The organism is bacterium (assembly GCA_023150945.1).
Lineage (GTDB): Bacteria > Zhuqueibacterota > Zhuqueibacteria > Zhuqueibacterales > Zhuqueibacteraceae > Coneutiohabitans.
This window is the reverse complement of sequence record JAKLJX010000070.1, coordinates 1-746: the sequence shown is the minus strand read 5'-3', so window position 1 is coordinate 746 and position 746 is coordinate 1. Positions and strand designations below refer to the sequence as shown.

Genomic DNA, 746 nt, shown 5'->3' with positions numbered 1-746 from the left:
GATGCAGGAAGCGCACCTTGTGCGCCGAACGCTGCATGCGGATTTCGTCGCCGTGCAGCAGGCTGGCCAGGCGCTGCATGTCGAAGTTGACCGAGGCATCGCGGCCGGCCACCACCGTGATGCGCACCTCGGCGCTGTCTGGCAGCACGATGGGGCGGTTGGACAGCGTGTGCGACGCGATGGGAACCATCACCCATCCGGCGATTGCCGGGTGCAGGATGGGCCCGCCGGCCGACAACGAATAGGCGGTCGAGCCGGTGGGCGAGGCCAGGATCAGGCCGTCGGCGCGGATGTTGGCCATGAACTCCTGGCCGATGTCCACCCGCAGCTCCACCATGCCGGCGGTGGCGCCACGGTTGACCACCACGTCGTTCATCGACAGGCCCTGGAAGATGCAGTGCCCGTCACGCCAGACTTCGCCCTCGAGCATGGTGCGATGCTCTTCCTCGAAATCGCCGGCGATCATCGGCGTCAGCGCCTCGCGGAACTGGCCGATGGGTACGTCGGTGATGAAGCCCAGCCGCCCCTGGTTGATACCCACCAGGGGCAGGCCGTGGCGTGCGACTTCGCGCGCGAAACCGAGCATGGTTCCGTCGCCGCCCACGACCACGGCCAGGTCGCAGCGTGCACCGATGGCGTCGAAGTCGAGGGCGTCGAAGTCGGTCACGCCGGTGGCCATGGCCGTCTGGTTCTCGAACGAGACCTCGAGGCCCTGGCGCACCAGAAAATGCGCGATCTCTTCCAGC

At 67.4% G+C, this 746-nt stretch carries 1 protein-coding gene; it reads right to left on the bottom strand.

Annotated elements, in window-relative coordinates:
- Positions 1 to 746: NAD kinase (locus L6R21_28060; GenBank protein MCK6563061.1), on the bottom strand; the 746-nt coding region annotated here is incomplete at both ends.